The organism is Qipengyuania sphaerica, from assembly GCF_019711595.1.
In the GTDB taxonomy this organism is placed as follows: Bacteria; Pseudomonadota; Alphaproteobacteria; order Sphingomonadales; family Sphingomonadaceae; genus Qipengyuania; species Qipengyuania sphaerica.
This window is the reverse complement of the sequence record NZ_JAIGNR010000004.1, coordinates 94,043-115,296: the sequence shown is the minus strand read 5'-3', so window position 1 is coordinate 115,296 and position 21,254 is coordinate 94,043. Positions and strand designations below refer to the sequence as shown.

At 61.8% G+C, this 21,254-nt stretch carries 18 protein-coding genes and 1 tRNA gene; 11 read left to right on the top strand and 8 right to left on the bottom strand.

What is annotated here, in order from left to right; genetic code table 11:
* Nucleotides 1-10: 10 nt before the first annotated feature.
* The 5 genes from K3178_RS12530 (at nt 11) to K3178_RS12510 (ending at nt 5,995) form a co-directional block, all read left to right on the top strand.
* A complete protein-coding gene (locus tag K3178_RS12530; protein ID WP_221571772.1) occupies nt 11-1,621 on the top strand; it encodes an acyl-CoA synthetase in 1,611 nt (536 codons plus the stop codon).
* Entirely contained in the window at nt 1,618-3,255 is a 1,638-nt protein-coding gene (locus K3178_RS12525; RefSeq protein ID WP_221571771.1) for a flavin-containing monooxygenase, read from the top strand. The genes K3178_RS12530 and K3178_RS12525 overlap by 4 nt, the downstream gene beginning before the upstream one ends.
* Nucleotides 3,177-4,223 carry an alpha/beta fold hydrolase gene (locus K3178_RS12520; RefSeq protein ID WP_345719902.1) on the top strand — a complete coding sequence of 349 codons (1,047 nt, stop codon included), beginning with the start codon at nt 3,177-3,179 and terminating at the stop codon, nt 4,221-4,223. The genes K3178_RS12525 and K3178_RS12520 overlap by 79 nt, the downstream gene beginning before the upstream one ends.
* Before the next feature lie 286 nt (nt 4,224-4,509).
* On the top strand, nt 4,510-4,638 hold the full coding sequence (locus tag K3178_RS12515; RefSeq protein WP_221571770.1) for a hypothetical protein: 129 nt from the start codon (nt 4,510-4,512) through the stop codon (nt 4,636-4,638).
* Between the two features lie 433 nt (nt 4,639-5,071).
* Nucleotides 5,072-5,995 carry a hypothetical protein gene (locus K3178_RS12510; RefSeq protein WP_221571769.1) on the top strand — a complete coding sequence of 308 codons (924 nt, stop codon included), beginning with the start codon at nt 5,072-5,074 and terminating at the stop codon, nt 5,993-5,995.
* Nucleotides 5,996-6,007: 12 nt separating this feature from the next.
* Here K3178_RS12510 and K3178_RS12505 read toward each other — a convergent pair whose 3' ends face one another.
* From K3178_RS12505 to K3178_RS12495, 3 genes are all read right to left on the bottom strand, one after another.
* Entirely contained in the window at nt 6,008-7,555 is a 1,548-nt protein-coding gene (locus K3178_RS12505) for an acetyl-CoA acetyltransferase (protein ID WP_221571768.1), read from the bottom strand.
* Between the two features lie 46 nt (nt 7,556-7,601).
* Nucleotides 7,602-7,676: transfer RNA gene (locus K3178_RS12500), tRNA-Gln, on the bottom strand.
* Between the two features lie 13 nt (nt 7,677-7,689).
* Nucleotides 7,690-9,099 carry an MFS transporter gene (locus tag K3178_RS12495; protein ID WP_221571767.1) on the bottom strand — a complete coding sequence of 470 codons (1,410 nt, stop codon included), beginning with the start codon at nt 9,097-9,099 and terminating at the stop codon, nt 7,690-7,692.
* A 105-nt stretch (nt 9,100-9,204) separates the two neighbouring features.
* On the opposite strand from K3178_RS12495, the gene argE reads away from it, so the two are divergent.
* Nucleotides 9,205-10,356: an acetylornithine deacetylase gene (argE, locus tag K3178_RS12490; protein WP_221571766.1), complete on the top strand. Its 1,152-nt coding sequence runs from the start codon at nt 9,205-9,207 to the stop codon at nt 10,354-10,356.
* A 9-nt stretch (nt 10,357-10,365) separates the two neighbouring features.
* Here argE and yghU read toward each other — a convergent pair whose 3' ends face one another.
* Nucleotides 10,366-11,217 carry a glutathione-dependent disulfide-bond oxidoreductase gene (gene yghU, locus K3178_RS12485; RefSeq protein ID WP_221571765.1) on the bottom strand — a complete coding sequence of 284 codons (852 nt, stop codon included), beginning with the start codon at nt 11,215-11,217 and terminating at the stop codon, nt 10,366-10,368.
* Between the two features lie 94 nt (nt 11,218-11,311).
* Here yghU and K3178_RS12480 point away from each other — a divergent pair, with 94 nt between their 5' ends.
* From K3178_RS12480 to K3178_RS12465, 4 genes are all read left to right on the top strand, one after another.
* Nucleotides 11,312-12,313, top strand: coding sequence for a DNA topoisomerase IB (locus K3178_RS12480; RefSeq protein ID WP_221571905.1), 1,002 nt, complete (start codon nt 11,312-11,314; stop codon nt 12,311-12,313).
* A gap of 275 nt (nt 12,314-12,588) precedes the next feature.
* Nucleotides 12,589-14,658 (top strand): NAD(+) synthase, encoded by a 2,070-nt coding sequence (locus tag K3178_RS12475; RefSeq protein WP_221571904.1) that lies wholly within the window; start codon nt 12,589-12,591, stop codon nt 14,656-14,658.
* A 4-nt stretch (nt 14,659-14,662) separates the two neighbouring features.
* Nucleotides 14,663-15,550: a DMT family transporter gene (locus K3178_RS12470; protein ID WP_221571764.1), complete on the top strand. Its 888-nt coding sequence runs from the start codon at nt 14,663-14,665 to the stop codon at nt 15,548-15,550.
* 119 nt (nt 15,551-15,669) lie between these two features.
* Nucleotides 15,670-17,013 carry an MFS transporter gene (locus K3178_RS12465; protein ID WP_221571763.1) on the top strand — a complete coding sequence of 448 codons (1,344 nt, stop codon included), beginning with the start codon at nt 15,670-15,672 and terminating at the stop codon, nt 17,011-17,013.
* Nucleotides 17,014-17,088: 75 nt separating this feature from the next.
* Here the strand turns inward: K3178_RS12465 and K3178_RS12460 are convergent, their stop codons facing one another.
* The 3 genes from K3178_RS12460 to K3178_RS12450 are packed head-to-tail and all read right to left on the bottom strand — an operon-like array spanning nt 17,089 to nt 18,820.
* On the bottom strand, nt 17,089-17,484 hold the full coding sequence (locus tag K3178_RS12460; RefSeq protein WP_221571762.1) for a DoxX family protein: 396 nt from the start codon (nt 17,482-17,484) through the stop codon (nt 17,089-17,091).
* A gap of 26 nt (nt 17,485-17,510) precedes the next feature.
* Nucleotides 17,511-18,104 carry an FMN-dependent NADH-azoreductase gene (locus tag K3178_RS12455; RefSeq protein ID WP_221571761.1) on the bottom strand — a complete coding sequence of 198 codons (594 nt, stop codon included), beginning with the start codon at nt 18,102-18,104 and terminating at the stop codon, nt 17,511-17,513.
* Nucleotides 18,105-18,118: 14 nt separating this feature from the next.
* Nucleotides 18,119-18,820 (bottom strand): pirin family protein, encoded by a 702-nt coding sequence (locus tag K3178_RS12450; protein WP_221571760.1) that lies wholly within the window; start codon nt 18,818-18,820, stop codon nt 18,119-18,121.
* 118 nt (nt 18,821-18,938) lie between these two features.
* Between K3178_RS12450 and K3178_RS12445 the strand changes: the two genes are divergently transcribed.
* Nucleotides 18,939-19,868, top strand: coding sequence for a LysR family transcriptional regulator (locus K3178_RS12445; RefSeq protein ID WP_221571759.1), 930 nt, complete (start codon nt 18,939-18,941; stop codon nt 19,866-19,868).
* Here the strand turns inward: K3178_RS12445 and K3178_RS12440 are convergent.
* Nucleotides 19,865-20,944 carry a branched-chain amino acid aminotransferase gene (locus K3178_RS12440; RefSeq protein WP_221571758.1) on the bottom strand — a complete coding sequence of 360 codons (1,080 nt, stop codon included), beginning with the start codon at nt 20,942-20,944 and terminating at the stop codon, nt 19,865-19,867. The two genes, K3178_RS12445 and K3178_RS12440, sit on opposite strands and share 4 nt — an antisense overlap.
* Nucleotides 20,945-21,254 lie beyond the last annotated feature (310 nt).

The window sequence follows — 21,254 nt, the reverse complement described above, 5'->3', positions numbered from 1 at the left end:
ACCTTTAGACGTGATCGACTGGAACCTTGGCGATATCCTCGATGCAATCGAGCCCGTGGTGCCGGGAGATGCTCCGGCGCTGATTCACGGTGATCGGATCATTACCTGGCCCGAAATGTCGAAGCGTTCGAATAATCTGGCGCGCAATCTGCGCGCGCAAGGTGCCGGCGACGGTGCGAAGATAGCCTTCTACATGCGCAACCGTCCCGAATACGGGGAATTGATGGCAGCGTGTTTCAAGGGTCGGCTGACGCACGTGAACATAAATTATCGTTACCGTCCCGAAGAGGTTTTCTACATCTTCGACGATTCCGATAGCGAGGTAATCGTTTACAGTTCCGAGTTCCGCGACTGCATTCTTGAACTGAAGGAGCGATTGACCAAGGTTCATACCTTCGTGGAAATAGGCGATGCTTCGCAGATTGCTCCCTTCGCGCTTCCTTACGAAAAACTCGTAGAAGGTGACGGCGCGCCTCTCGATATCCAGCGGTCTCCCGATGACCTGCTGTTCATCTACACAGGCGGCACCACCGGCATGCCCAAGGGCGTGATGTGGCGACACGACGACATGCGCAAGGCTCAGCTCGATGCGCAAAAGCTGCTTGGTCCAGTTCCCCAGACCATGGAAGAAATGGTGGCCCTGGTGAAGCAGGGCGAGCTTTCTCGCATCACTTTGCCAGCGTGCCCGCTGATGCATGGAACCGGGTTCATTACCGCTATCGGCACGCTCATGTCGGGTGGGGCCATCGTCACGCTGTCCGATCCGTCCTTCGATGCGGAAGAATTGTGGGATGTGGTGGACCGGCACAGGGTGCAAAGCATCGCCATTGTCGGTGACGCTTTCGCCAAGCCCATGCTGCAGGCGCTGGACGCACAGCCGAAGCGCTGGGACACGAGCAGCCTGATTTCGATCATTTCGTCCGGCGTTATGTGGAGCAAGCAGGTAAAAGAGGGCCTGTGCAAGCATATCCCCCAGGTCATCCTCATGGATAGTTTCGGAGCTTCGGAAGGGTTGGGCTTCGGCTTGTCCGTGACGACCGCACAGGGCGGCACCAATACAGCGAAATTCGGGATCGGGGAATTTTGCGACGTGTTCGATGAAAACGACCGGAAGGTCGAGGCGGGGAGCGGCGTACCGGGCTATATTGCCCGCAAGGGCGCAATTCCTACGGGGTATTACAAAGACCCGGTAAAGTCAGCCAAGACTTTCAGGACGATCGACGGCGTGCGTTACTCCATCCCGGGCGACTGGTGCCGGGTGGAATCCGATGGCAGCCTGACCTTGCTTGGCCGCGGCAGCGTTTGCATCAATACTGCAGGCGAGAAGGTCTATCCGGAAGAAGTGGAAGAGGTGCTCAAGACCCATTCCGCCATCGCCGATGCGTTGGTCGTCGGAGTTCCAGACGAAAAGTGGGGCGAAGCCGTGACCGCAGTGGTGCATCTGAACAAGGATGCTGAATTCGACGAGCAGGCGATCAAGGATCACGTGCGCGCACAACTGGCAGGGTACAAAACCCCCAAGGCGATTTGTCCCACGCAGGCCGCCCTGCGCGCGTCTAATGGCAAGGCGGATTACGCGACTGCCAAGCAAATCGCAAAATCAGGTGCCGTGGTATCGTGAACGAGTGCTGCTCTTCTGATTACGATGCTGTCATCGTCGGGGCCGGATTCAGCGGTATATATCTGCTTCACAAGCTGCGCCAGGCGGGGTTCGATGTGCTGCTGATAGAGGCAGCGAAGCTGCCGGGAGGGATCTGGTACTGGAACCGCTATCCGGGAGCACGGGTCGATTCCCAGGTCCCGCTTTACGAATTTTCTATACCGGAATTATGGCAAAGCTGGGAGTGGAGTGAAAGATTTCCCGGCTGGGAGGAACTGCGCGCCTATTTTCGCCACGTGTGCGATACGCTTGACCTCTGGCGGGCAATGCGAATGGAAACGCGGGTCGAAAGCGCGCAGTTCGATGAAGATACCGCCCGATGGCGTTTGGATCTGGGCGATGGCGGAAAGGTCAGTGCGCGTTTCCTTCTACCGGCCCTGGGGTTTGCTTCGAAACCCTATATTCCCGATATCCCGGGGTTGGGCGATTTCGAGGGCGACTGGTGCCATACCGCCCGCTGGCCGCAGGAAGGCGTTGACCTTTCTGGCCGCCGGATCGCCCTGATCGGCACTGGAGCGAGCGGCGTTCAGGTGGCCCAGGAAGCTGCAAAGTGTGCGAGGCAGCTTACGCTTTTCCAGCGCACGCCTATTCTGGCTCTACCCATGCGGCAGGAAAAACTGGACGCCGATCGTCAGCTTCGCGAGAAATCTGATTATCCGGCCGTCTTCGAAAAGAGGCTAACGACGAGTGGCGGTTTCGAATGCCAATCGCTGGACGTGTCGGCGCTTGCGGTGACAGAGGAAGAGCGGACTGCGCATTTCGAGGAACTATGGCAGCAAGGGGGATTGCGCTTCTGGTATCATAATTTCGCCGACTTGCTGACCAACGAGATCGCCAATCGCCATGCCTATGATTTCTGGCGTGACAAGGTCCGCGCTCGGATCTGCGACCCCGACCTTGCCGAGAGACTTGCCCCCTCTGAGCCGCCGCATCCATTTGGGACGAAGCGACCTTCGCTCGAACAGAATTATTACGAGATCTTCGCACAAGACAATGTGACGCTGGTCGATTTGAATGAAAGCCCCATCACGCGCATTTCGGCTGTAGGTATCGAAACCGGACAAGGAGAGGTTGAATGCGATCTGATCGTCTTTGCGACCGGTTTCGATGCCGGTCGCGGCGGGCTCATCGACATGAATATCGCTGGCCGCGGTGGGCTGACACTGGGGGAAGCATGGAAAAGCGAGATCAAAGCCTATCTGGGCATGGCCGTGGCCCGGTTTCCGAATATGCTGTTCGCGTACGGTCCGCTTAGCCCTTCAGGCTTTTCCAACGGTCCGACAAGCGCCGAAATTCAGGGTGACTGGATCTGCGATTTCCTGATCTGGTTGCGCGATAACGGGATCGACCATTTCGAAGCCGATCCGCAGGCCGAGCGGAGCTGGACCGATATGGTGGCTCAGGCAGGGTCGATGACGCTCTTCCCCAAAGCCGAGTCCTGGTACATGGGCGCCAATATTCCCGGCAAGCCCCGACAACTCGTCAATTTTCCTAGCGTATGCGGTTACGCGGCATTGTGTCACGAGGTCGCAGGGCACGACTATCGTGGTTTCATAAAGACCACACTATCCGGTACGGAGAATGCGCCGAGATGAATAAAATTACTGCAATCCACGAACTGGCAAAAGATATCGATCCCGTCTGGGCGGGCGATGGAGCGCATATCCCCGAATGGTTCGCCTGGGCGCTCAGCGTACCTCGTGAGGAAGGCTTCGTAGAGGTTGATGGCGCGCGCGTGCATTATTTCCGATGGGGAAAGCGTGACAGGCCAAAATTGCTCATGACTCACGGGTTTCTCGCCCATGCCCGCTGCTTTGCATTCATCGCTCCGTACCTCGCCGAGGATTACGACGTGGTGGCGTTCGACCTGGCTGGCATGGGCGATAGCGAGATGCGCGGCTTGGCTGATATAGCGGCGCGCGGAAGTGAATTCGCCGAAATCAGCGAGGCGCTCAATTTGTTCGCGGATGGTGCCAAGCCGACGATCATCGCCCACAGTTTCGGCTCGGGCGCGGCGCTGACCGCCGTGACCCAATCGCCGGATGCCTTCGCAGGCGTTATCGTCTGCGATCTCATGGTTATGCGGCCCGAAAAGCTGGAGAAATACTGGACCATGGGCAGATCGAGCCCCGGATCGGGAAATCCCGACAAACCAGTCCGGCGCTATCCGAGCTACGAAGCGGCGCGAGAAAGGTACATCCTGTCGCCGCCGCAGCCAGTCGGTGAACCTTTCCTGCTGGACTACATGGCCTATCACTCTCTCCGCCGCGATGGCGAGGAATGGACATGGAAGTTTTCTCCCGAAGTGTTCCGGCGCAGCAACAAGCCCGACGAATGGTTGACCGTAGGCCAGAGGTTGGTCCATGCGCCAGGGCGCAAGGCAATTGTGCACGGCGCCAAAAGTCAGCTCTTCGATCGCGATTCTGCTCACTATATCCGGGAGTTGGGCGGGGAGGACATACCAATTATCGCAATACCCGATGCGCGCCATCATCTCATGCTGGATCAGCCGCTTGCGTTCGTTGCTGCGCTTCAGGCGGTACTGGCATTCTGGAGCATCTGAAGCCTCGCCTTAAGGAAGCGATCTGAACTTGTGATTATCCCTTTTCGGCCCGTCCCGACAAAATGGTGCCTAGTCGCCTCGCCTGAACGATGTCATTTTGACATGCACAAACTCTATGCCGCACCGTTGGATTGGCCGGTACGGTGTCGATATGTTGTCATGGGAGGAGATTTGGCCAACCGGTATCGTGAGGCAGGGATGGACGCAACTAGTGCCATGCGCAAAGCAGCGCCGGAACGATTGCGACCGGTTTTGATGGCAGCGCTCGCGGCTTTTTTTCGGGATGATGCCGGTCGCGCTCGCGCAATCCGACGCGGCCGAATGGCGTAACGCAATGCGCTGTATCATCATCGGCGGCCTGACGACATTCACGCTCCTCACCTTGTTGGTGATCCCGGCGGCGAACCAGACCTGACGCGCAAGGTTACGCGCGGGAGAGTCTGTTCGCAGCTTTCGGGGGCCTACGCCAAAGGCTCAGTTCAGGCGAAGCGTTACTCAATCGCGCATCAGTTTCGATATTGGGTCGTGAGACGACCAACGGCTCTTTACAATGGAACCGCTAAACCCGGATCTTTTGCGATGGGTCCAGTTTCGTTCGATTTGGCGGCGCCCGATCGATTGCTCCTCGCATCCGGAGGCGGTTAAACACACATCTGTCACGACCTAACGCAAATTTCAGGCGCTGGGGGTACCGATGGGGGTATTCCCACAGGTGAACGATCAATTACAATTATATTTCAGATATATATCTAATGACTGTATGTGCCTCCTCCGCTACCATTACCGACCGGCAATTTACCCATCGGGCATTTTCCTATATTCTTGCCTCGTCCTTGGGGGAGGAAGCTATGAAAATTCCCGTGACTGTCGTCGCCATCGCGCTCGCTTTGGCAGGCTGCTCAGACAAAGCCGGCGAGCCGGCCTCGACTGCCACCAATGTGCTCGAACTCGGTGTCGAAGGCATGACCTTTACCGGGCCGGACACGATCAAGTCCGGCTGGACGACCATTCGCATCACAAATGATGGCGGCATGCCGCACTTCGGGCTGGTCTACCGCCTGCCGGAAGGGGTCACGGCGAGAATGGTCGACGACCAGCTGGTCCGGCCTTTCCAGGCCAGCCTCACCGCGCGCCTTGCCGGGGATGACGAGGAGGCGGACCGCTTGCTGGGCACTTTCCCCGAATGGGTCGCCGACCTGGTCTGGCTGGGCGGTCCGGGCATGATGTCGGACGGCGTCACCGGAGAGGCCACCATGTATCTCGAGCCGGGCAACTACATCGTCGAATGCTACGTCAAGACCAACGGGGTGCAGCACAATTACAACCCCGAGCCGGGGCAGTTCGGCATGGTCCATGCGCTCACGGTCTTGCCGGAGGACGGCGGGATGGCCGAGCCGGAAGCCAACGTCACTCTCGAATTGACGAACACCGGTTACAGGATCGCCGACGGCGCCTTCCGACCCGGCGAAAACAGCGTGCGCGCGCGCTTCGTTGAGCAGCAGCTTTACAACAATTTCGTCGGGCATGATGCGCATGTCTTCCGGATCGACGAGGACACCGATGCCGAAGCGGCTGCGGGCTGGGTGGATTTCTTCCCCGTCGACGGCCAGCAGACCCCGGCTCCGGCCCATTTCCTTGGCGGCATCCACGACATGCCGCAGGGCGCGACGGGCTATTTCAAGCTCGATCTGGCGCCCGGAGAATATGGCATCACTGCGGAAATCCCTGATGCGGTGAAGAACGGCCACTTCAGCAAATTCACAGTCGACTGAGGCTCGGCAGCCTCAGGACGCACGCTGCCAATGCCCAAGCCCGTCCGGCTTGCGAACGATGACACCATGTGAACCAACCGGCTGCGCGGTGCCGTCGGTAAGGAATGCGATGGCCTTGCTATCGTCACCCGGTACGTAACTCAGCGTTCGGGTACCCGCAGGCGTGCGCGCGACTATGACGCCCGAACGGGGCGAACCGTCGCGCTCGAAGAAGACCGTGTAGGTTTCTACCGTCGCCGGCCCCGAATACTGCTCGTCGATATCCGGTATCTCGCCGCGCATTTCGTCGGCTTCCGCCTGGCGCGAATAGTCGTGCGGGAAGATCGCTCCTGTCGGGCGGCCCGAGAGCATGATCGTGTGATTGTGCGTGGCGTAGGCCCCGCCATTTCCGAACAATAGCGCTTTGTCACCGGTCCCGCGTAAGGCTTCGGTCGCCTGCGCTATCGCGTGGCTCATGTAATTGCCGACCGGGCCTCCGCCGAAGGTCAGGCCGCCAACCAGAGAGGCGGGCCTGTCTGCGGGCCAGCCCACGATGCGGCGGGCCATCTTCGGAATGCACGGAAAGCAGCTGTAGAGTTCGACATGGTCGAGGTCTTCCACCCCAATGCCATTCGCCTCCATCGCGCCCTCGATCGATGCGATCATGCTGGGCGAGGCATCGTAGCGTTCACGCACGAGAACGTCGTATGCCTCGGCCGCCGCAGCGCCGTATCCGACGTGTACAAGGCGGTCTTCCGGCACGCCTCGCTTCCTCGCTTCGGCGAGGCTGGTGACGATGAACCCGGCCCCTTGGTTGACCGCTGCATTGGCGACCTGGAACTTGGTATAGGGAAAGGCGACCGGACGGTTTCGTGGTGAGGGCTCGATAATCTCCGCAGCTTCCAGCGGGGAGCGCAGCCAGGCATTTTCGTTACCTGCGGCCACCTTCGACATGAGCGACCAGATGAGGCCGCTTTCGGCCTGCGATTCGTCCAGCGATTGCCCCAGTTTCGCGCGCAGGGCGTTTTCGAAAAGGGGATAGACGTCGGTCGGCGCGACAAGGCCGTAGGAGGGCGCAAAGCCGGTCTTGATGCGATGCGCAGCGTCGCGAAGCGGATCGTATTTTCGCGGAACGGAGGATGGATTGCCGGCCTGGCTGGATGCGGTATCGGCGATCTGGCGCTGGGCCTTGCGGGCGCCCGCGGTTCGCAGCGCCTCGGCGCCAACGACCGCACAGATCGTCGCCGCTCCGCTGCCGATGGCATTGGCCGCGTCGCTGAGAAGCCGCGTGGGTGTGTTTCCGTTGGCCGATGGCGAAGTTTGCGATGTGCGCGGAGCGATACCGAGGGCGGCCTCAAGCAATTGGTTCGCCTCGGCCTGCTCGGGAAAAGCGATCTGCCGCACCACCGCCAGCCAGTCGCAATCCTGCAGCATGCCACCGCCTGCATCCGCATCGGCGCGGCGGAGTGCCTCAGCCATCAAATCGACGGGTGTGTGGCCTTCAAGGGGGTCTTCCGGCCGGTCATTAACCTGGCCCACACCGATGATGACGGGGATTTTGCGCGGGTCGATCTCGCTCATGCGCAAAGGCTTAGCGGCCATGCGAGATTTGGCAAATTGGGAAGGCTGGCTGGGGTGGCAGGGATCGAACCTGCGAATGGCGATACCAAAAACCGCTGCCTTACCACTTGGCTACACCCCAGCAGCGGGCGCCCCTATAACGCATCCGGCGGCGAAGGGAAGGGGGCTTTCGCTGCCAGATCGCGCCGTGCCTCTAGGTCGGCCTCGAGCGTGGCGATGGTCTTGCGGTCGAGCTTGTAGAACCATGTCGCCAGCCCTGCCGGGACGATAATCGCCGCAGGCACAAGAGCGAAGGCGAGTTCGATGCCCCACTTGGCATTTTCGCTCTGCGCCTCGCCTGCCTCGAAGCCTGTGAGTGCGAAAAGCATGCCGGGAAGGGCGGCCCCGATAGCTACACCGGTCTTGATGGCGAAGACCGCGCCCGAGACGGCGAGCCCGGTCATCTGCCGACCACTCGACCATTCCAGATATTCCGCAATATCGGTGAACATGGTGTAGGCGAGCAACATCATCATGCCCAGGCCGATGCCCACGAAAAGCTGTGCGAAGGTCTGCGGCCAGACGGCATCCAGTGGCATGGCGTGGAATGCGAGGATGGCGGTCACTTCGATCGCCCCCGCCGCAATCAGCAAATGCGCCTTGTCGAAGCGCTTGCACATCCGGTTGGCGAAGACGACGCCGACAAGCTGCCCGAGCGCGAAAGCGGTGTAGAATAGCCCGATCCGGTCGAGGAAGCCGAACACCACGGCACCGTCGTCGTTTGCGACATAGCGGAACCAGAACAGCGCGCTGCTGGCCCTCGATGCGAGCGCGATGGGTGTGAGGATGGCAGCCACCGCTACCGCAATCCATGCAGGCGTGCGGACAAGCAGGGCGATGTCGTCACGCACGCGGCCATTCGATGGAGCAGGATCGATACGTTCGCGGCTGGCGGCGAAGGTGACGAGCAGGCTGATGGTTCCGGCTCCCGCGAGCAGGAACATGGTCAGCATGATGCCGCGTGCTTCGTTGCCGCTACCCAGTTCGCGCACCAGCGTCGTGGCCACAACCGCCACCCCGACCACGGCGAGGGCGTTGAAGACCATCCGATAGGCGGCAACGCTCGAGCGCACGTCGGCGCTGGGCGAAATCACGCCCATCAACGCCGAATAGGGCACGTTCACAGCAGTGAAGGCGACCATGGTCAGCGTATAGGTGACATAGGCCCAGACCAGCATCGCATCGCCGGTCAGTCCGGTGCTCGCGAAGATGGCCGCGCCTGTCAGGCCGAAGGGCACGGCGGCCCACAGGAGATAAGGGCGGTACCTCCCCCAGCGTGTGCGCGTGCGGTCGCCGATGGCTCCCATCACCGGATCGGTCACCGCATCGAAGAACTTGGTGAGCAGCAGCATCAGCCCCATTGCTGCCGGTGCCACGCCGCCCAGCTCCACGAAGTAGTAGAGCAGGTATATATTGAAGAAATTGATGTAAAAGGACGTCGCGAGTTCGCCCACGCCGTATCCCAGCTTTTCGGCGCGCGTTACCGGCGCATGCTGTTCAGCCAAAACCGCGGTTCCCCCTCATGGCGAGCGAATGGACGCGAAGGCCGTAGCCAAGTCAAGCGGCTTTGGGCTGGCGAAGGAGCCATGTATCGGCGATAGGTCGCGCCCATGACCGACAGTGCATCTGCCCGCTCAATCTTAGAAACGCTGGTCGGCTTCGACACTACCTCGGCGCGCAGCAACCTCGCGCTCATCGAATGGGTCGAGGCTTATCTGGGCGAGCATGGCGTAACTGCAACGCGCGTGCCCGATGCGACGGGCAAGAAGGCCAATCTTTTCGCAACTTGCGGCCCGGCGGTGGAGGGCGGGGTTATCCTTTCCGGACATAGTGACGTGGTGCCGGTCGAAGGACAGGACTGGACGAGCGACCCTTGGGTCTTGCGTGAGGACAGCGGCAAGCTGTTCGGTCGAGGAACCTGCGACATGAAGGGCTTTATCGCGCTGGCGCTGGCCTATGTGCCACGCTTTGTCGGCGGGTCGAAGCCCGTGCACCTCGCCATCAGCTATGACGAGGAGGTCGGTTGCAAGGGCGCGCCAGCCATGATCGAGCGAATGGCCGCGACTATCCCGCCGCCGCGCCTCGCTGTGATCGGCGAGCCGAGCAGCATGCGCATCATCACCGGTCACAAGGGCATCAGCGTGTTCGAAGTGAACGTGCGCGGGCATGAGGCGCATAGCTCGCTGGTCGACCACGGCATTTCGGCCAACATGGTTGCCGTTCAGCTCATGACCAAGCTCGACCGTATCGCGGGCGATTTGCGACAGAGTGCCCCCGTCGACAATGGTTTCGATCCGCCGCAGGCGACGTTGACCATCGGCGAGATGCAGGGCGGGACGGCGGCCAATATCCTTGCTGGCCATGCGCGCTTCGTTTTCGACCTGCGCTGCCCTCCCGATATCGATGGCTCGGCGGCGCTGAAGCCTTTTCGCGAGCTGTGCGCATCGCTCGATGCGCAGATGAAGGCGCGTTTTCCTGCTACCGGTATTACCGTGGAGCAACTCGCCTCCGCCCCGCCGATGACTGCGCAGGGAAGCGACGATGCGGTGGCCTTCGTGCGTACGCTGACAGGCGAGAACGCACCGCCCGCGCACGTCGCCTATGCAGCGGAGGGAGGGCAGTTCCAACAGGCCGGTTTCCCGACGGTGATATGCGGGCCCGGCTCCATCGAGCAGGCGCACCAGCCGGACGAGTGGATCGCGATAGACCAGTTCGAGCAAGGCGCCCGCTTCATGGAACGCCTTGCCGACGCGTTATCGTGACATCGGGGCTTAAAGTTTCTTGCCCTCGAAATCTGCGGCGGAATGACGCTCGCGTAGCTGTGTATCCTCGTCACCCCAGGTCCGGTTGACGATGCGTCCGCGCTTGGCTGCAGGGCGCTCGCCGATCTGGTTGGCCCAGCGTGCGACGTGCTCGTACTCGTCGATCGACAGGAACTTGCGCGCCTCTCCGTAGATCACGCCCTTCACGAAGGGGGCGAGCCATGGCCAGGTCGCGATGTCGGCAATGCTGTATTCCGCCCCGCCGAGATATTCGCTCTTCGCCAGTCGCTGGTCGGCGACGTCGAACAGGCGCTTCACTTCCATGGCATAGCGGTTGATCGGATATTCGTACTTCTCGGGCGCGTAATTGTAGAAATGGCCGAAGCCGCCGCCGATGTTCGGCCCGCTGCCCATCTGCCAGAACAGCCAGCTCAGCACCTCTGCGCGGGTGTGGTCGGTGGGCAGGAAAGCGCCGAATTTCTCGGCGAGGTGGAGCAGGATCGCGCCGCTTTCGAACACGCGCACCGGTTCCGGTCCGCTGCGGTCGAGCAGGGCGGGGATCTTGCTGTTGGGATTGAGGTCGACGAACCCGCTGCCGAATTGCTCACCATCGCCGATATTGATGGTGAAAGCGTCGTATTCGGCATCCGAGTAGCCGGCTTCGAGCAGTTCCTCGAACATCACCGTTACCTTCACGCCGTTGGGCGTCGCGAGCGAATAGAGCTGGAAATCATGCTCGCCGGTCGGGAGTGCCTTCTCCTCCCTCGCGCCCGCGGTCGGTCGGTTGATGTTGGCGAACTTGCCGCCGCTGACGGTTTCGGGATCCCAGACTTCGGGCGGGGTGTAAGCGGTGTCGGACACGTTTTTCTCCTTATGGGGCAGGTGGCTAATGCCCGCCTCAGTTCGCCGCAAGGTGGGGAACCGTTACGCAATAACCACGGTTCTTCCCTTCGCCATGACGAAGCTCATCTATGTCGACGACCAGTTGCCCGGAATCACCCGCAAGGGTGCCGGCAAGGGCTGGGCCTATTACGACCCCAAGGGCGTGCTCATCACCGACAGCGAAGAGAAGAAGCGGCTCAACGCGATTGCCTTGCCACCGGCATATATCGACGCATGGTTCTGTCCGGCGCCCAACGGCCATATCCTTGCGACCGGTATCGATGCCAAGGGCCGCAAGCAGTATCGCTACCACCCCGAATTTCGCAGCCAGCGTGAGAGCGAGAAGTTCGACAACTGCCTCGCCTTTGGCAATCTTCTGCCGCTGGTGCGCAAGAGGGTCGAGGAAGATCTGAATGGCCGCAAGTTGACCCGCGAGCGCGCGGTGGCAAGTGTGGTTCGCCTGCTCGACCTTGGTGCGGTGCGCGTCGGTAATGAAGGTTATGCCGAACGGAACAAGAGTTACGGTGCGACCACCCTGCGCCGCCGCCACGCCGAAGTGACCGGCAAGACGCTGCGCCTGCGCTACAAAGGCAAGTCGGGCAAGATGCGCGACGTAACCCTGACCGACGGGAGTCTCGCACGCGTGGTGCGCAAGATGCAGGACCTGCCAGGTCAAAATGTATTCAAATACGTCGACGAGGACGGTGAGGTACAAACCGTCGATTCCGGTGATGTGAACGAATATCTCGAAGCCTGCATGGGCGAGCGTTTCACGGCCAAGAACTTTCGCACTTGGCATGCGAGCGTGATGGGTTTCGAATGCCTTCGCACGGGTGAGGGGCAGATGCCGATGAAGGCCTTGCTCGAATGTGTGGCCGGACAGCTGGGCAATACGCCCGCAGTAACGCGCAAGAGCTACATCCACCCCGCCGTCATCGACCTGGTCGAACGGCAGGAAGAATGGCGCGACGACCTCACGCTGCCGCGCGCTACGCGCTGGCATACGCGTGAGGAGCGGGGCTTGCTGGAATTGCTGCAAGACTGCCCGAGCGCCGCTGAATTGCTCGCTGCCTGACCGCGGCCTTGCGCTAATTATCTTTTCGGGATAATTGCCGCGCCATGCATCTGGCCGGACAGAAACTCAAGGCTTGGCGCCTCGCGCAGGAGCCGCAGCTCTCCGCGGAAGAGTTTGCTGCGCAGTATGGCTTCAAGACGCAGACCGTGTTTGGCTGGGAAAGCAAGGGGCGGATTGCCCGCGCCGCGGCGCAGCGCAAACTCGCCGATCTCGGCATCTGCCAGCCCGCCGACTGGATCGAGCCGGCCCATACCGAAAAGCAGGAAAGCTCCCGAATGCCCAAGAGCGATACGCATTCCTTTTACGACATGCACACGCATGGTTTCGTCCGTGTGGCTACGGCGACACCGAAGGTGCGGACCGCCGACGTGGCGTACAATGCGGAAGGCATACTCGAGCAAGCGCGCTTCGCGCATGAGCGCTCGGTCGACCTGCTCCTTTATCCGGAGCTTTGCCTGTCTTCCTATGCGATCGACGACCTGCATCTCCAGTCCGCGCTGCTCGATGCGGTGGAGCGTCATTTGGCCGTAATCGTGGGCGCCTCCGCGGATCTGGCCCCCGTGCTCGTCATCGGTGCTCCGCTGCGCCGGAACGGGCGCATCTACAATTGCGCGATCGTCATAGCGCGAGGCAAACTGCTGGGCGTTGTCCCGAAAAGCTACCTGCCCAATTACCGCGAGTTCTACGAGAAGCGCTGGTTCAGCCACGGGCGCGAATGCGTGGGGCTGGAGATCGGTGTGAATGGCGAAACTGTTCCGTTCGGCACCGACCTTGTCTTCGATGCCGACGACCTGCCCGGCTTCACTTTCGGGATCGAGATTTGCGAGGACTTCTGGTCGCCCAATCCTCCCGGCACGCTTGCCGCGCTGGCAGGGGCCACCATCCTGCTCAACCTCTCGGCCTCCAACATCACCATCGGCAAGTCCGACGAGCGCCACATGCTGACCCGCGCCAGCTCAAGCCGCTCGGTCTGCGCCTATGCCTATTCGGCGAGCGGCTATGGAGAGAGCACCACCGACCTCGCGTGGGACGGGCAGGGGATGATTTACGAACTCGGCGATCTGCTCGTCGAAAGCGTCCGCTTCGATCATGAGCCCGAACTCTGCGTCAGCGATGTCGACACAAAGCGCATCCTCGCCGAGCGTATGCGAATGCAGACCTGGGGCGATGCCGCCGATGCTGCGGGCCGCCCCGAAGACTGGTACCGGCGCGTCTCGTTCGAACATGGCCACCCGGCCAAGGATATCGGCCTCGAACGTCCGATCCGCCGCTTCCCCTTCGTGCCGAACCGGCAGGAGAAGCTCGACGAGGATTGCTACGAGGCCTTCAACATCCAGGTCGATGCACTCATGCGCCGGATCGAGGCGACGCGGCCCAAATGCCTCACCATCGGCATCTCTGGCGGGCTCGACAGCACGCATGCGCTGCTGGTCGCGGCCAAGGCCATGGACCGGCTCAGCCGCCCGCGCACCGACATCCGCGGTTACACCATGCCCGGCTTCGCTACTTCCGACGGCACCAAGTCCAACGCCTGGAAGCTGATGAAAGCCTTCGGGATTACGGCGGAAGAGATCGACATCAAGCCGACCGCCAAGATGATGCTCGAAAATATCGGTCATGCTTTCGCGGACGGCGAACCCGTCTACGACACGACTTTCGAGAACGTGCAGGCGGGTCTGCGGACCGATTATCTCTTCCGCCTGGCCGGCCAGCATGGCGGCTGGGTAATTGGAACCGGCGATTTGTCCGAACTCGCGCTTGGCTGGTGTACATATGGCGTGGGCGACCAGATGAGCCATTACGGCGTCAACTCCGGTGTTCCGAAGACGCTCATCCAGTACCTCATCCGCTGGACGACCACGACGCACCAGTTCGATGACGGTGTCGATGCAGTCCTGCTCGACATCCTCGATACCGAGATCAGTCCAGAGCTGATTCCCGCGGGCGAGGATGGCGAAATCCAGTCAACTCAGTCGATCATCGGCCCTTACGAGCTGAACGACTTCTTCCTCCATCACGTCATCCGCTGGGGCCAGAGCCCGAGTCACGTCGCCTTCCTCGCCTGGCACGCATGGCGCGATATCGGGGCGGGCCAATGGCCGATCGGCTTCCCCGAGGATGCGAAGAACGAATACGACCTCGCCACTATCGCAAACTGGCTGGAGAATTTTGTGAAGCGCTTCTTCGGGTTCAGCCAGTTCAAGCGCAGCGCCATGCCCAATGGCCCGAAGGTCAGCGCGGGCGGCGCCTTGTCGCCGCGCGGAGACTGGCGCGCGCCGAGCGATGCGGTGGCCGATGTCTGGCTCGACGAATTGAAGCGCAGCCTTCCGCCCGAAGCAGGCTAAGACGGTGCCGTTTCGCGCCATCCTCATTCTGCTCGCTTGCAACCTGGTGTGGGCGTTGAACGTCGTTGTAAGCAAGCTTGCAGTCGATGATCTCGAGGCGCCGCCGTTATTCTACGCGGCGCTTCGTTCGCTGCTGGTCGTGGTCGCGCTTGCCCCGATGCTGCGCAAAGTTCCGCGGGAGCTTGGCAAGGTGATGCTCGTCGGTCTTGCGATCAGCGGCGGGTCTTTCGCCCTGCTGTTCGTCGGGCTCAAGACGGCAAGCCCTTCGGCGGCTGGCATTGTCAGTCTTGCAGGCGCTCCGCTGACCGTCCTGTTTGCCATCCTGTTCCTGCGCGAGGAAATCCGCTGGCGGCGCGCGCTGGGGATCGCCCTAACGCTGGTCGGCGTGGCGATCGCGATAGGATCGCCATCGGGAATGGAGGCCGGAGCAGGTCTCGCCTTCGTCTTCGCATCTGCCGTCATCGGCGCGCTGGGTTCGGTATTCTTCAAGCGGATCGAGATCGGCGCGGTGGAAATGCAGGCCTGGGCTGCGCTCGCATCGGTAATCGTCCTCCTGCCGCTGTCCTTCCTCCTCGAAAGCGGGCAGGTACCCGCCTTTACGGCCGCCCCGCTCGAACTCGCTGCCTGCCTGTTCTTCGCCGCCATTATCGTCTCGGTCGGCGCGCACTCGGCCTATTACCGAATGCTCCAGCAATATGACACCAATGTCGTCGTGCCCTTCACCCTGCTTACCCCGCTGCTGACCATCGCTTTCGGTGCCTGGCTGACGGGAGACGCGGTTGGCTGGACCCTGCTGCTCGGCGGCGGGATTGCACTGGTCGGCGTGGCGATCATCGTGCTGCGGCCCACGCGCAATGTGTTCAAGCCGCTGCTGGTCCGTCCGCGCTTGTAACAGCGCGCTTGGAGCCTTGTCGCGAGCGGCAGACTGGTGCACATTTGGCATATCGGATCGTGATCGGGGCGCGTCCGGCCAAGGCATAAAGCCAGCCGTCAACCATTTGGGGATTGGTAATGGCGACAGCCGCGCCCGCAAGCGGATGGATTCTCGAGGCAAACCAGCGCCTGAGGCTATTCACGCTATTTATCTTATACGTCGGTCAGGGCCTGCCCATCGGACTATTCATGTTCGCAATACCCGCGTGGATGGCGGTGAACGGCGCGTCTCCTGCCGAAGTAGGATCGGTAACGGGGCTGACAGCGCTCCCGTGGTCGCTGAAGTTCTTCAACGGGTTTCTCATGGACCGCTACACCTACCTGCCGATGGGTCGCAGGCGGGCGTGGATACTCGCCGCGCAATCGCTGATGGTGCTCTCGCTCCTTGCGGCAGCAGTGCTGGCGCCAGCCGCCACCGATGTCGCTCTTCTCGGAGCGATCGGGTTCACCTTGCACACGGCCACCGCCTTCCAGGATGTCGCGGTCGACGGTCTTGCGGTCGATATCATGACCGAGGACGAACGCGCGCGCGGTAGCGGGTTGATGTTCGGCGGGCAGGCCCTGGGGGTCGCGGCGGCAACCGCCGGATGCGGCGTGGTCATCGACGCTTTCGGAGCGCAGGCCGCGTTCCTGCTGGCGGCAGCCATCATTACGGCCCTGTGCGTCTATACGCTGGTGTTTCGCGAGCGAACGGGGGAGCGCCGACACCCGTGGAGCGAGGGAGAGGCCAACAAGCGCAATCTCGATATCCAGATCGGCGCATGGTGGCCGCTGCTGCGCGAAAGCTTCAAGTCGATCGTTGGCGGGAAAAGCCTTTTCTGGATCCTGACGATGCTTTGCGGCGGCGTGCTGTACGGCGGCATGACCGGGGCCGTGCCCCTGATCGGCGCGAATTATGTCGGCTGGGACCTTTCGACCATATCGACCCACATTGCGGCGTCCGGTCTGGTGGCCGGATTGCTGGCGATGACGCTCGGCGGATGGCTGGGGGATCGCTATGGCGCGAAGAGGATCGGCATTGGCTGGATACTCGCCACAATCGCATTGATGGCGATCATGTATTTTTCGGTATCCTCGTGGGGCCGCCCGCCGCTCTTTTTGCTGCTGGTCTACGGATGGCTGGCGCTGCACGTGCTGCGGGCCGTGGCTCTCCTGCCGATCTCGATGCGCCTGTGCTCTCCCGGCGTCGCTGCGACGCAGTTCACCATCTACATGGCGGTGGGCAATTTCGGCATCCCGATCGGCGCCTTCGCCCTGAGCCTCGCCGATGATCTTGGCGGATTGAAATCGATTTTCGCAGTTGTTGCGGTTTCGTTGTCCATCATGCTGCTGCTGCTGGTGACGGTGAAATTCCCGCGTCGTCCCGAATATTACGAAATCCAGAAACGCCGCGAAATCATGGCTGCGCACAAGCCCGCCTGATCGAGGCAGTCGGGACAAAGGAAAACCGCCGGAAAGCAGGGCTATCCGGCGGTTTGTCAGCTACTTTTGCTATATTCAGCCGCGATCGATCGAAAGGGCTCCCGGACCGAAGGCCGCGATCTGCAGCAAGCCTCCGGCAATCGCGATGTTCTTGAAGAACATGACGAACTGCGTCGGGTCGCCGATCTGGTTGTGAAACACCACGGCTGTGACAAGGCTGAACGCCGCAAGTGCGAAGGCGGTGATGCGCGTTTTGAAGCCGGCGATGAGTGCGAGAGCTCCGAGGACCTCCACGATAATCGCACCCCAAAGCGCCAGCGTCGGTGCAGGCAATCCGACCGACTCTATATAGCCGATAGTACTTGCCGGATCGGCAATCTTGTTGATCCCCGCGAGGAGGAAAATCGCGGCGATCATTACTCGTGCTGCGAGCGGGAGCCAGCGACTGGCGGCAACAGTTTCGGTAGTCATGCTAATCCCTTTCCTTGGCCGCTGTTTCAAGCGGCGAGCTTCTCTACTTCCTGGTGAGCTTCGGCGATCTTCTCCTCGCCGCCTTCCCCCATGATGCCGTCTGCTGCGACCAGTTCGACGTCCTTCATGCCGAGGAAGCCGAGGAAGAACTTCAGCCAGGGCGACATGAAATCGATCTCGCTACCGAGTGCCGTGCCTCCCGAAGCCGCGGTGATGTAGACCTTCTTGTCCGTAAGCAGGCCTTCGGGGCCGTTTTGGGTGTAGCGGAAGGTCGTCCCGGCGCGGGCGACGAGATCGGCCCAGGCCTTGACCGTGGCCGGCACGGAGAAGTTGTAGACCGGTACGCTGAAGACGATCGTGTCAGCAGCCTTCAGCTCGTCGATCAGTTCATCGGCCACCTTGGCGAGTTCGTGTTGCTCGGGGGACCGCTCGGCAAAGGGCGCGAGATTGGCGGCGAAGCGCTCGGCATCGATGAAGGGGATGTCGTTCTTCGACAGGTCGCGGGTGACGACCTTTGCGTCCTGCTTTCCGGCGAGGCCCTCGACGAGCTTGGTGCCGAGGCCGCGCGAAACGCTCTCGCCGTCGCGGATGCTGGCGGTGATGTGAAGGATGGTGCTCATGGGTATTCTCCTGTTCAGGCCGCGTCGACGAGGACGAGTTCGCTGTCCTCGATTGCGGTGATGGTGATGGCGTCTTCCTTGGTGATGGCGAGCCCGTCGCGGGCCTTCGCCTCGATCTCGCCTACGCGGATGCTGCCGGTAGCGGGCACGAGGTAGAGGTGGCGGCTGGCGTCGCGCGGCGTGTAGGTGACGCTTTCGCCTGCCTTCACCGTCGCGCCGAGCACGCGGGCATCGGTGCGGATGGGCAGCGCGTCTTCGTCATTGGCCGCGCCGCTTGCGAGCGGGACGAACTGGCCCGCGCGGTCACCCTTTGGGAACTTGCGCGCGCCCCAGCCGGGATCGCCGCCGCGCTCGGAAGGAATGATCCAGATCTGGAAGAGCGTGGTCTCCTCGTCTTCGAGGTTGAATTCCGAATGCGCCACGCCGCGCCCGGCGCTCATTACCTGGACGTCGCCTGCTTCGGTGCGACCCTCATTGCCCATGCTGTCGCGGTGCGTGATCGCGCCGGTGCGGACATAGGTGATGATCTCCATGTCGCTGTGCGGATGGGTCGGAAAGCCGCTCTTGGGCGCGATCTTGTCATCGTTCCAGACGCGCAGTGCGCCCCAGTTGACGCGCGAGGGATCGTGATAGCCGGCGAAGGAAAAATGGTGGTTCGCATCGAGCCAGCCATGGTTGGCCTTGCCGAGGCTGTCGAAAGGACGGTGTTCGATCATGCTTGGTCTCCTTGGAGAATGCTTCGTTGACCCAAGAGATAGACGTTGCAGTGTGTTCCGATAACTGCGATAAAACGCGCCAAGATGTTCAGGAAATCAGAACAATGAAGCGTTCTCGATGAAATTGGGCGAGCCGAGCCTCGACCAGCTCCGCATCTTCCTCGCGGTGGCAGAGGAGGGCAGCTTCGGTGCGGCCGCGCGAAAGATGGGCAGGGCGGTCTCTGCGGTCAGCTACGGCATTTCGCAGATGGAGGCGCAGCTGGGCGTATCGCTGTTCGAGCGCGAGGGATCGCGCAAGCCCGTCCTGACCGAGGAAGGGCGCGGACTGCTCACCGAGGCCAAGGCTGTGGCCGACGGGATCGACCATCTGCTCGCCAAGACGCAAAGCCTCCATGCCGGGCTCGAAAGTGAGGTCTCGTTGGTTGTCGACGTCATGCTGCCGGGCGAAGTCACTGCCAGCGCGCTGCGCGACTTCCGCGAGATGTTCCCAACCGTCGCTCTGCGCCTGCAGGTCGAGGCGCTGGGCGCGGTAGCGGCCTGTCTGCTCGATGGCGGCGCGGACCTGGGCATTGGCGGGCCGGTGCTGGCCGACCATCCCGAACTCGAACGCCAGGCGATCGGGGCGGTTGAACTGGTGCCGGTGGCAGCGCCCGACCATCCGCTTGCGCGTTCGGGGATCGAGCCGGGCGAAAGCCGCAAACACCTCCAGCTGGTCCTCACCGACCGTTCGCCCTTGACCGAGGGACGGGAATTCTCCGTCCTGTCACCCGAAAGCTGGCGGCTTGCCGATCTCGGGGCGAAGCATGCGCTGCTCAAGGAAGGCATCGGCTGGGGCAACATGCCGCGCCACATGGTCTCTGGCGATCTTGAAGAGGGGCGGCTGTGCCTGCTCGACCTGCCCGAAAAGCCCGGTGCGAATTACACGCTCAGCGCCCTGTGGCGACGCGACGCGCGGCCGGGACCCGCGACCAGCTGGCTGATCGACGCCATGCGCGAGCGGATCGGGAAATGTAGCGGCGTGGAGCCTTCGGTGAGCGGCGAAGCTTAAAGCTTCATCGTCCAGCCGTGGGTGTCGTCGACTGCGCCCTTCTGGATCCCGACCAGCTTTTCGCGGACCTTGTTGGTCATCTGGCCGGTGCCGCCACTGCCGATGGTAAATTCGCCATCGGGGCCGAGCACGGTGCCAACCGGCGTGACAACCGCCGCCGTGCCGCAAGCCATCGTCTCGAGCAGGCGGCCCTCGGTCGCATCGGCGCGCCACTGGTCGATACTGTAGGGTTCCTCACGCACCTCCAGCCCTTCTTCGCGCAGGAGCTGGATGAGGCTGTCGCGGGTGATGCCGGGAAGGATGGTGCCGGTCAGCGGCGGAGTGATCACCGTGCCGTCGTCGAAAACGAAGAACAGGTTCATTCCGCCCAGCTCCTCGATCCACTTCTTCTCGACCGCATCGAGGAAGACGACCTGGTCGCAGCCGTGCTCGATCCCCTCGGCCTGCGGGACGAGGCTGGCGGCGTAATTGCCGCCGGTCTTGGCCGCACCGGTGCCGCCAGGGGCGGCGCGGGTATAATTGCGGCTGACCCATATTTTCACCGGCTTCGCGCCGCCCTTGAAATAGGGGCCGACGGGCGAAGCGATGAGGATATATTTATACTGCCGCGCCGGACGCACGCCGAGAAAGGCTTCGGAGGCGAACATGAAAGGGCGCAGGTAGAGCGAGCCGTCGGGGCCGGAGGGCACCCAGTCACGGTCGGCTGCGACCAACTGGCGGATGGATTCGAGGAACAGCTCCTCGGGCAGTTCGGGCATCGCCATGCGCTTCGCGCTTTCATTGAAGCGGCGCGCGTTCTGTTCGGGGCGGAAGAGGGCGAGCCTGTCGTCGCCCTGCTTATAGGCCTTCATCCCCTCGAAGATTTCCTGGGCGTAATGCAGCACGGCCGCTGCCGGATCGAGACTGATCGCCTCGCGCGGGCCGAGCGTCGCCTTGTGCCAGCCGCCCTTGTCGGCGTCGTATTCGATGACGACCATGTGGTCGGTGAAAAGCTTGCCGAAGCCGGGGTCCTTCAACGCTTCGTCGCGCTTGTCGGCGGGCGTAGGGGCGGGATGGGGAGAATGCTCGAATTCCATGCCCGCGCGGTTAGAGAAGCGCGCGTTTTAGGGCAAGGGCGGACACGACAAAATGAGAAGGGCAGCTTCGCCCGGAGGAGAAGCTGCCCTTCGCATGGTCAGCGGCGGGAAGTGCCGCTCACGAAGTCTCTAACGATAGGGAATTACCGATAGTACCTCGCGCGGAAACTTGCCGACCTCTCTGCTGAACCATGAGACATCGGATCACCTCCTTTCGCGCTTGTGAGCTAGAGGGACTTTTCAAGGACCCCCAAGACCGCGTTCGCCGCTGATCTTGAGTTCAATTTGAGTCTTTTCGAGACGCAAAACA

Bases quoted from the DNA above. Each gene is read 5' to 3' on its own strand.
- K3178_RS12515 (WP_221571770.1), top strand. From the start codon at position 4,510: ATGCCGGTCGCGCTCGCGCAATCCGACGCGGCCGAATGGCGTAACGCA.
- K3178_RS12510 (WP_221571769.1), top strand. From the start codon at position 5,072: ATGAAAATTCCCGTGACTGTCGTCGCCATCGCGCTCGCTTTGGCAGGC.
- K3178_RS12505 (WP_221571768.1), bottom strand. From the start codon at position 7,555: ATGAGCGAGATCGACCCGCGCAAAATCCCCGTCATCATCGGTGTGGGC.
- argE (WP_221571766.1), top strand. From the start codon at position 9,205: ATGACCGACAGTGCATCTGCCCGCTCAATCTTAGAAACGCTGGTCGGC.
- K3178_RS12480 (WP_221571905.1), top strand. From the start codon at position 11,312: ATGACGAAGCTCATCTATGTCGACGACCAGTTGCCCGGAATCACCCGC.
- K3178_RS12475 (WP_221571904.1), top strand. From the start codon at position 12,589: ATGCCCAAGAGCGATACGCATTCCTTTTACGACATGCACACGCATGGT.
- K3178_RS12465 (WP_221571763.1), top strand. From the start codon at position 15,670: ATGGCGACAGCCGCGCCCGCAAGCGGATGGATTCTCGAGGCAAACCAG.
- K3178_RS12460 (WP_221571762.1), bottom strand. From the start codon at position 17,484: ATGACTACCGAAACTGTTGCCGCCAGTCGCTGGCTCCCGCTCGCAGCA.
- K3178_RS12455 (WP_221571761.1), bottom strand. From the start codon at position 18,104: ATGAGCACCATCCTTCACATCACCGCCAGCATCCGCGACGGCGAGAGC.
- K3178_RS12450 (WP_221571760.1), bottom strand. From the start codon at position 18,820: ATGATCGAACACCGTCCTTTCGACAGCCTCGGCAAGGCCAACCATGGC.
- K3178_RS12445 (WP_221571759.1), top strand. From the start codon at position 18,939: ATGAAATTGGGCGAGCCGAGCCTCGACCAGCTCCGCATCTTCCTCGCG.
- K3178_RS12440 (WP_221571758.1), bottom strand. From the start codon at position 20,944: ATGGAATTCGAGCATTCTCCCCATCCCGCCCCTACGCCCGCCGACAAG.